General features: G+C 72.6%; 1 protein-coding gene. It reads left to right on the top strand.

What is annotated here, in order from left to right; genetic code table 11:
* Nucleotide 1: 1 nt before the first annotated feature.
* Entirely contained in the window at nucleotides 2–6,790 is a 6,789-nt protein-coding gene (locus GL259_RS39210) for an SDR family NAD(P)-dependent oxidoreductase (protein ID WP_159538024.1), read from the top strand.
* Nucleotides 6,791–6,824 lie beyond the last annotated feature (34 nt).

Genomic DNA, 6,824 nt, shown 5'->3' on the forward strand with positions numbered 1-6,824 from the left:
CATGGACCACGGGCTGGAACGGCTGCTGCTGGATCTCAGGGCCGATCGCGTCTCCCGGGAGGACGTCAAGCAGTACCTGAAAGACCGTCAGGCCGGCACGGGATCGTCCGCCGATGCGCCGGACGTGGCGCCGCCGGCCGAGCTGCTGCGGTGCCACCCGGTCTGGCGGGCCGCCGACGGCCCCGCGACCGGGCGGAAGCCGGGACACGTGGTGCTCCTCGCCGGACCGCCGGAACTGGAACACGCGCTGCGTCAGCAGGACGCGACGATCGATGTGCGCCTCCTGCGGTCCGGGGCCACCGGACTCGCGGACCGCTACGCCGACCTCGCGGGCCAGGTGCTCACCTCGCTCCGCTCGCTGGCCGGCGACCCGGAACTGCCACCCACGCTGGTTCAGCTCGTCTGCTCCCCGCGGGGAGAGGACGCCCTGCTGTCCGGGCTGATCGGCATGATCAGGAGTGCGGGCCTGGAGAACCCCGGGATCGTGCCCCAGCTGCTCCTCGTCGACCCGGCCGCCCGTCCGGAGCCCACCGCACTCCGGATCCTGGCGAGTCGCGAGCACGGCGACGACCGCGTCGTGCGCTTCCGCGACGGTGTCCGTGAGGTACTGACCTGGCACGAGCTGCCGAGTCCCGAGCACACGGCGCTGCCCTGGCGGGAGGGCGGCACGTACGTCGTCACCGGCGGCCTCGGCGGGCTCGGACTGATCTTCGCCCGGGACCTGCTGCGATCCGTACGGAACACCGCCGTCCTCCTGAGCGGCCGCTCCGCGCTCGACAGCGACCGGCGACACCTGCTGGAAGGCCTGTACCGTCCGCACGCGCGCGTCGAGTACACCCGGCTCGACGTGGCCGACCCGGACGGTGTCGAGGCCTACCTGGCCGGCGTGCGGCGTGAGCACGGCGCCATCCACGGCATCATCCACGCCGCCGGGGTGCTCCGGGACGGTTTCGTGACGCGCAAGAGCGCCGAGGAGCTGCGCGCGGTCCTCGCCCCGAAAACGGCCGGCACCCTCAACCTGGACGCCGCCAGCAAGGACGACGCACTGGACTTCTTCGTCCTGTTCTCCTCCACGGCGGCGGTGACGGGCAACGTCGGCCAGTGCGACTACGCGGCCGCCAACGCGTTCCTGGACGCGTTCGCGCACCACCGGGACGGTCTGGTCGCGCAGGGACTGCGTTCCGGACGCAGCCTCTCGCTCAACTGGCCGCTGTGGGCCGAGGGCGGGATGCGGGTCGACACGGAGACGGAGCGGGCACTGCGGCAGCAGACGGGCATGCACGCCTTACGCACCGAGTCGGGCATCCGGGTCTTCCACGAGTCCCTCGGACCGGACCACTGCCAGGTGATGGCGGTCGAGGGCGACGGCCCGCGTCTGCGCCGGACGCTGCTCCGGCAGCAGGCGGCCGCCGCCGCGTCCGCCCCCCTCCCCGCCGTCCCCGAGGACATCGACGACGAGGCGCTGCGCGAGAGGATCATCCGCCGGCTCGGGCGGACGCTCAGCGCCGTCATCGGCCTGCCGGCCGTGAAGATCGACGCCCGCGCGCCGCTGACCACCTACGGCATCGACTCCATCGTCGTCACCCGGCTCAACCGGAAACTCGCCGACGTCTTCCCCGACCTGCCCAAGACGCTGTGGTACGAGTTCACTTCCCTGGACGCCCTCGCACGCCATCTCCTCCGGGCGCACCGGCAAGAATGCCTGGACTGGACGAGGACGGACAACCCGCGGCAGACCACCGCGGCACCGCGGCCGACGGCCGCCACCGCCGAGCGACGACCGTTGCCGACGGCCACCGCCGCCGAGCGGCAGGCGCCCGCGGCGGCCTCTTCCACCTGCGCGCCCCCCGAGGACGCGGTGGCCGTCATCGGCATGAGCGGACGGTTCCCGATGGCCCGTACCCTGCGGGAGTTCTGGGAGAACCTGGCCGCCGGACGGGACTGCGTCACGGAAATCCCCGAGGACCGCTGGCCGCTGGAGGGCTTCTACCACCCCGACCGCGACGAGGCGGTGGCGGCGGGCCTGAGCTACGGCAAATGGGGCGGCTTCCTCGACGGGTTCGACGAGTTCGACCCCCTCTTCTTCGCCATCTCGCCGCAGGAAGCCATGAGCATGGACCCGCAGGAGCGCCTGTTCCTGCAGGAGTCATGGAACGCGCTGGAGGACGCCGGCTACACACGGCAGCGCCTGGCCGACGCCCACCGCCGGAGGGTGGGCGTCTTCGCCGGCGTCTCGAAGACCGGGTTCGACCTGTACGGGCCGGAGCTGTGGAAACGCGACGAAAAGCTCCACCCCCTGACCTCGTTCGCGTCGGTGGCGAACCGGGTGTCGTACCTTCTCGACCTCACGGGGCCGAGTCTGCCGGTCGACACCCTCTGCTCCTCGTCCCTGAGCGCCGTCCACGAGGCGATCCAGCACCTGCGCCGCGGCGAGTGCGACCTGGCCCTCGCGGGTGGGGTCAACCTCTACCTGCACCCGTCCAACTACACCCTCATGTCCGGCAAGCGGATGCTGTCGGACGACGGCAGGTGCCGGAGCTTCGGAGCCGGCGGCAACGGATTCGTGCCGGGGGAAGGCGTGGCCGTCGTCCTGCTCAAGCGGCTCTCCGACGCCGAGCGGGACAACGACAACATCCGGGCCGTCCTGCGGGGCAGCAGCGTCAACCACGGCGGCCGGACCAACGGCTACACCGTCCCCAGCCCGGCCGCGCAGGCCGAGGTCGTGCGCGAGGCCCTCGCCCGCGCCGGTGTCGTGTCCGGCGAGGTGAGCTTCGTGGAAGCACACGGCACCGGCACCGAGCTGGGCGATCCGATCGAGATCGACGGGCTGACCCAGGCGTTCGCGTCGGACACCGGCTCCCGGCAGCACTGCGCCATCGGCTCCCTGAAGAGCAACATCGGTCACCTCGAAGCCGCCGCCGGCATCGCCGGGCTGCTCAAGGTCGTCCTCCAGATGGAGCACGGGTCCATCGCGGCCGGCCTGCACGCGCGGGAGTCCAACCCCAACATCGACTTCACCCGGACGCCGTTCCGCCTCCAGCGGGAGACGACCGAGTGGACGCGCCCCACGGTCGTGCGCGGCGACGGGGAGATGACGGAGGGCGACCGGATCGCCGGAGTCTCCTCCTTCGGAGCCGGCGGCTCGAACGCCCATCTCGTCGTGGCGGAGTACAGACGGGCCGACCCCACGCCCGTCCCCGCCCCCGAAGGCGCCCCGCGGCTGATCGTCCTCTCGGCGAAGGACACCGAGCGTCTGCGGGACCGGGCCCGGGACCTGCTCGACTGGCTGCGCTCCGGGGACCCGGCCGCCGACGACCTCGGCGCCGTCGCCCACACCCTTCAGCTCGGACGTGAGGCGATGGACGCGCGGCTCGCGCTGCCCGTCGGCTCGGCCGCCGAACTCATCCGGAAACTGGCCGCGTTCGTCGCCGGCGAGGAAGGCGTCGAGGACCTGCACCTCGGCAACGTCAAGGAGCACCGGGAGGCGCTCGCCGCTCTCCGCGACGACGGCGACATGGCCTCGACCGTCGACGTGTGGATCGAGAAGGGCAAGTTCGACCGGCTGCTCGGTCTCTGGGTCAAGGGCCTCGACGTCGACTGGGGCAAGCTCTACGGCCCTCAGCGCCCCCGGATGCTCGCGCTGCCCGGCTACCCCTTCGCGCGCGAGCGCTACTGGGTGGGCGACCTGACCGAGGCACCCGGCCCCGTCGACTCCGGCCGGCTCCACCCGCTCGTGCACACCAACACCTCCACCCTCGACGTCCAGCGCTTCGACTCGGTCTTCTCTGGTCGGGAGCCCTTCCTCGCCGACCACGTCGTCGACGGCCGCAAGGTGCTGCCGGCCGCCGCGTACCTGGAGATGGCCCGGGCCGCACTGGACGCCTCGCTCGACGGGCGCACCCGCCGGACCGTCCTCCGCAACGTGGTGTGGGCGCAGCCTGCGACGGTCGCAGAGGACGCCGCACGTCTGGTCACGACGCTGTACGCCGCGGGGGCCGAGTCCGCCGGGGAGGTGGCCTTCGAGATCACCGGTGTTCCGGGAGGCGAGCGCGACGCGGACGCCGTCGTGCACAGCCAGGGGACGGCGCGGGCCCTCACCGGCGCCGGCGAGCCGGCGGCGGTGGACGTGGCCGCGCTGCGGGCGGCGTGCGGAGCCGCGCGGCTGGACGCCGAGGACTGCTACCGCGTCTACCGGTCGATGGGTCTCGACTACGGTCCCGCGCACCGCGGCATCGAGAGCGTGGCGGTCGGCGACGGGCAGGCGCTGGCACGGCTGCGACTGCCGTCCGGGACGACGGCCGACGCCGACGGGTACGTGCTGCATCCGAGTCTGCTGGACGCCGCCCTCCAGTCCACCGTCGGACTGTTCGGCCGGGACGGCGACCCCGCGGACTCCGCACCCGTTCCGCTGCACCTGCCCTTCGCCCTCGACGAGCTGGACGTCCTGGGGCCGTGCACCCCGCAGATGTGGGCGTGGGTCCGGTACGGCCACGACGACCGGCCCGACCTCGGCGTCCGCAAGCTGGACATCGACCTCCTCGACGACGCCGGTGTGCCGCGCTGCCGGCTTCGGGGGCTCACCTCCAGGGCGTACACCGCGAACGGGTCGGCCGAGCGGGCCGGAGGCACACTCCCCCACCGTGCGGCGGCCTCCCCGGCCGGCACCGCCGCGGAGGACGGCGGTCCCCTCCCGGCGGGCACGCCGGAGGGGCGGGTCGGCCGGTACCTGGTCGACTTCCTCGCCTCCGAGCTGCGCGTACCCGCCGAGCGGATCGACGCCGACGACGCCCTCGAGCAGTACGGCATCGACTCGATCATGGCGATGAACCTGACCAACCGGTTGGAGGGGGTCTTCGGATCACTGCCCAAGACGCTGTTCTACGAGTACCAGACCATCAGCGCCCTGTCCGGGTACTTCCTCGGTGCTCATCGGCCGCGCCTGGCCGAACTGCTCGCGGCGGAGGCCCGGGAGCCGTCCGGCGCCCCGGTGGAGACCGGCGCCTCACCTGACGGGGCCGGGTCCGGACGCGTCCGCCGGACGGTCGCGCGGCGCGGCCGCCGGCAGCCGGTGCGCCGGGACACGGAGATCGCCGTCATCGGACTGGCCGGCCGCTACCCCCAGGCACGGAACGTCCGGGAGTTCTGGCGGAACCTGGCCGAGGGCCGCGACAGCGTCACCGAGATCCCCGCCGACCGCTGGGACCACGGCCCCTACTTCGACCCGGACAAGGACGCACCCGGCAAGACGTACGCCAAGTGGGGCGGGTTCCTGGACGGCGTCGACCGCTTCGATTCGCTCTTCTTCAACATCTCCCCGCGCGAAGCGGCGTTCATGGACCCGCAGGAACGGCTGTTCCTGGAATGCGTGCACGAGACGTTCGAGGACGCCGGGTACACGCGCGAGGCGCTGAGCCGCTGCGACGACCGCGGCATGCCCGGCAACGTCGGCGTCTTCGTGGGGGTGATGTACGAGGAGTACCAGCTCTACGGCGCCCAGGAGCAGGCGCGCGGCCGCAACCTCACGCTGTCCGGCAGCGCGTCGACCATCGCCAACCGGGTGTCGTACGTCTTCGACCTGCACGGCCCGAGCCTGGCCGTCGACACCATGTGCTCCTCATCGCTCACCGCGCTGCACCTGGCCTGTGAGAGCCTGCGCACCGGAGGCTGCGAACTGGCCGTCGCGGGCGGCGTGAACCTGTCGTTGCACCCCAACAAGTTCCTGATGCTCGGCAGCGGCAAGTACGCGTCGAGCAAGGGCCGGTGCGAGAGTTTCGGACAGGGCGGTGACGGCTACGTCCCGGCCGAGGGCGTCGGCGCGGTCCTGCTCAAGCCGCTCGCCCGCGCCCTCGAGGACGACGACACCGTCCACGGCGTCATCCGGGCCACCGCGGTCAACCACGGCGGCAAGACCAACGGGTACTCCGTCCCCAACCCCCGCGCGCAGTACAACGTCATCGGCCACGCCCTCCGCGAGGCCGGGGTCGACGCGGAGGCGGTGAGCTACGTCGAGGCGCACGGAACCGGCACCTCGCTCGGAGACCCCATCGAGATCTCCGGACTGACCAGCGCCTTCCGCGAGTACACCGACCGGACGCGGTTCTGCGCGATCGGCTCGGTCAAGAGCAACATCGGGCACGCCGAGAGCGCGGCCGGCATCGCCGCGCTGACGAAGGTGCTGCTGCAGATGAAGCACGGCCACATCGCGCCCTCCCTCCACTCCGAGGTGCTCAACCCCCACATCGACTTCGACGGCAGCCCCTTCCACGTGGCACGGGAGCTGACACCGTGGAGCCGCCCGACGGGCGCCGACGGCACCACGACGCCGCGGATCGCCGGCATCTCGTCCTTCGGGGCGGGGGGCTCCAACGCCCACGTCATCGTCGAGGAGTACCTTCCGGCCCCCGCCCCGTGGACGGTCCCCCTCCGCAGAGGGGGCCCGCCGCCGTCGTCCTCTCCGCGCGGACGGACGCGGGCCTGCGGGCACAGGCCGATCAGCTGCTGCGCTGGACGACCGAGGACGAGGGCGCCGCGGCCGAGCTCGCGGACATCGCCCACACCCTCCAGTCGGGCCGGGAGGAGTACGAGGAACGCCTCGGACTCGTCGCGACGACCACCGGCGAACTCGCCGCGAAACTGCGGGCGTTCCTCGACGGCGAGTCCGCAATCGCCGACGTGCACCGGGACCGGGCGGAACGCCGGCAGGACACCTCGGCCGCCCGCACCGGCGACGCTGACCGGACACGGGCACGGGACGCGGCACTCGCGCGGCGCGCCCACGGCGAGGTCGTGAGGCTCTGGACGACCGGTCTCGCGGTGGACTGGAC

The organism is Streptomyces sp. Tu 3180 (assembly GCF_009852415.1).
In the GTDB taxonomy this organism is placed as follows: domain Bacteria; phylum Actinomycetota; class Actinomycetes; order Streptomycetales; family Streptomycetaceae; genus Streptomyces.